Here is a 3,289-nt window from a genome sequence, read left to right as displayed (position 1 = left end):
AACAATAAAACTGCGCATATCGTTGCCGCGATTCTGGCATAGTCACACTCTTTGCAAGGTTTGTCACATATTGATGCAAGAGATTCGTTAAGCTTCAGCATACATTACATGGGCGTGGGTAATTTTGACAAGCTGCAGTATCGGCGTTGTGCATTATATGGCGCTGGTACAGGAGAATTCTTGCATCTTGAAACATCAATGCTAGACGCCGCAGCACAGGTCACATGAAGGCACCGATCCCTAATGTAAGATCGTTTGGCCCTGTCTCCTTGTACGCCATTCACTGTTCCTACCCCAGAATTCAAGGAAACAACTGACACCCATGACTCTGCACTCTCAGTAATACATGTTGGTTAGTGTTGCCACTCTGCGGTACAAGTGTGAACACGTAGTGGAATGCCATACCAAAGCACCTCATACTTATATCGGGTAATGGCGTATGTTTCATTATGGTTGTTTTTTCTAACCACACTTGAGGCTACAAAACCTTTCCGGCAATGCCTCATAGTAGCACTTTTCAAGGTAGGTTTGGAGATAGAATAGGAGGGTTTATGCACCCATGAGGTGTCCTAAACAAGACGAGGATAAGCAACTCAGGTCAAGCTCGGAGTACGCATACACCTTGCTTACAAATCGCAGGAGTCGTAAAAGAATGGACGAATGACACATAAGATCAGCGCCTTTCTCAGAACAGGAAAAAACACGAGACTATCCTTGGAAAGAAGTGCACAGGTACCGCGCTTCAGTGTTCTGGTTACTCCACCTCGCAATGTACTCAATGTTATTCGCGCTCTGTGTTGCGGAAGATCTACACTCAGTAGTTACGAAAATGAACATAGTATTAAAATTACTCTACAGTAGACGACCGTTGCACTTATAACTGCAAAGTTGCACAACTTAGCGTAGACTATAGAGCGGGGCGTCGCAATTGTGTAGATCTCCGTTAAAGGATCGGGCATGCGCACTTTTGCCGCGCTGAACTTGTGAGGTACAAATGTGAAACAGCGAAATCGCAGGAATCTCTGCAAAAGCCGACAGAGGAGTGTACCCGCAAGTCTGCGCGTAGAGGAAGTGAGGGAGGAGTCGCATCAGATTGTACCGTGCACCGAAGATGCCCAGTTACTAGTGCGTGACGGCCTTGTGGACAATGCCAGCGTAGTGAGAGTTTTGCTTGCAAGGGCTTTGGACAGGAGTGATCAACCTCTTGACATTTACTATGGTAGCGTGTCCACAGAACAGAATGAGCTATCTGAAGAAACTTCAGGGTCCGGTTTTGCGTCGCGAACGGTAACGTGTCGTGTGCTGACCCACGGCTCCGGATGCTCAGATGGTTACTGTTGCTGCTATGAGATAAGGTATAAGGTCGAAAGCAATGCACATAAGTCTGATGAAGCCGTAATAGCCTTAAGCATTGACTCGTATAGAATAAAGTCTTCGGGCAGTGCACAACATGATCTTTTTCTGAACGGCAAGTCTGCACATGACGCGTTGAGAAAGGGAAATGATGTGGATGCATCTATTATCGGCGCACGCATTAGTGTCAAAGGCGAGAGGAAATTTGTAGCAAATGCCCCGTCGAACGTTCCTGCACATTCCAAGAAGCAACACGCTATACGCAGAAAGGAACTGTCCGTCGGTAGTGTAGTCCCCTCTGGACTGGTGTCACAGTTACCGAAGTTGAAGTCACGGAAGCATGAAAAGGTTAGATGCTCAGGACTTCAAAAAGACATAAATACCTCATTAGGAGTTCACCGTAACGTACCGAGCTTGCCACATACCAGAAAATCTGTACCCATAGGCGGTATAGCAGCAATGCAAGGGTGTGAACGACAAGAAAGCTGCCAAAGAGAAAAGGCTATCTCGGCTACGGAGAGTACTACATATAGCATGTCTTTGTCGCTCCTAGAGAGACCGAGTACAGAAGGTATGGGCTACATAGTAAGCGCAAGAGATCTCCTCCTTTGCAGGGATGATTCCTATGGGTGCTCTCCATATGTGTTTGCTGTGCTGTTTGATCAAATCTGCGCTTCTGAGGATGGCGACCCCGCATTAGACCGTATTGCGGTACCAACACACGACGATATCGCACAGAGTCCAGATAAATTCGCGCAGTTTCTAGTGGCCCGGGCACTACGCTCAAAGGCATTGGGGCACGTTTTGAAAGAGCTTTTCGTAGCGCTTGCCGATACTTATCTCACTTTAGACTCTCAAAACGAATTGGAAAGCATCGGCTCTTTTATCAAAACCTGTTTCGTCAAGTCTGCTTCCATACCCGACATGACAATAAAACCAGTTGTTGGTTCAAGCCTGATAACCCGCGTAGAATACTGGGAGCCCAATCTTCCCACTTTGAGTTTTGAGAGAAAAAGTGAGTATGTAGAGCTTATAGTCGAAGAGCAGTGCGACTTTAAAGTAGGCATAGGAGATAAGGAAGACTCTGCCAGCGCTAGGCTCAGGGTAGAGTACGCGATCAGAGGATCAAAAAAGGGCAAGTTCTTATTCAATCTTAGCACGCGCAGGGTGGAAATTGCCCTACTTGACGAGCACGGATGCGAACTGCCTCATTTGCAAGGAAGCAGATGTTTGTGGACGTCTGCATATAAAAATGTGAAGAAATTTTACGTATGTTCTTACCCACAGCCGCAGAAGAGTACGTCTCTTGTATTTAGTACTTGTCGCATCCAACCTAGAAACGATTTATATTTTACACGCAGGGTATTTGCGAATAACCATAGGGATTTGGTCGGAAATTTGTTGAAGTCACTTCTAGGAAAATTGAAAAGTGAACTCGGCTTGACCTATGGTAGGACATCAGTGAGTAGATCATGGGTGGGTATGGCCGCTATGTATCGCGTTATATCACGCGTTGTCATATGTGTAGGATCTCAGGCTTGTGGTGCAGAGGTTATGTACAGAATTACTAATAATAGCGGGGCGTCGTCTCTGTTTATGGGAACAGTGAATATATGGGAACTGCACGGTTCACACCATGGCACATATAGTGAATTTCTGCAGGGCGTTTCTAATGACAATGATGCTGATGTCACGCTTACTCTGAAATGCAGGGCTGTGTTGAACAGTACAGAGTTGCTTGAGGATGTAAAAAATTTGGCTGACAGCTCAAAAACAAACGATCTTGCCGATTCTACTCAAGAAACTGCTGATGCAGAGAATATCGTAAGGCAGGACAGCGAGTGGACGGGATCTGAGGCAACTCGCTGTCCTGATTCACCATCCCTCCACACTGTACAAGAGGGACATACAGAGCTACATGTCTCACGTGGTACTT

At 46.3% G+C, this 3,289-nt stretch carries 1 protein-coding gene; it reads left to right on the top strand.

What is annotated here, in order from left to right; all coding sequences use genetic code 11:
* Nucleotides 1–996 precede the first annotated feature (996 nt).
* Nucleotides 997–3,289, top strand: a 2,293-nt coding sequence (locus PGW94_RS04425) for a hypothetical protein (protein ID WP_271759035.1), incomplete at its 3' end; no start/stop codon positions are given.

Origin of the sequence: Candidatus Anaplasma sp. TIGMIC, from assembly GCF_028204095.1 — a bacterium.
Classification (GTDB): Bacteria; Pseudomonadota; Alphaproteobacteria; order Rickettsiales; family Anaplasmataceae; genus Anaplasma.
This window is presented reverse-complemented; position numbering and strand designations above follow the sequence as displayed.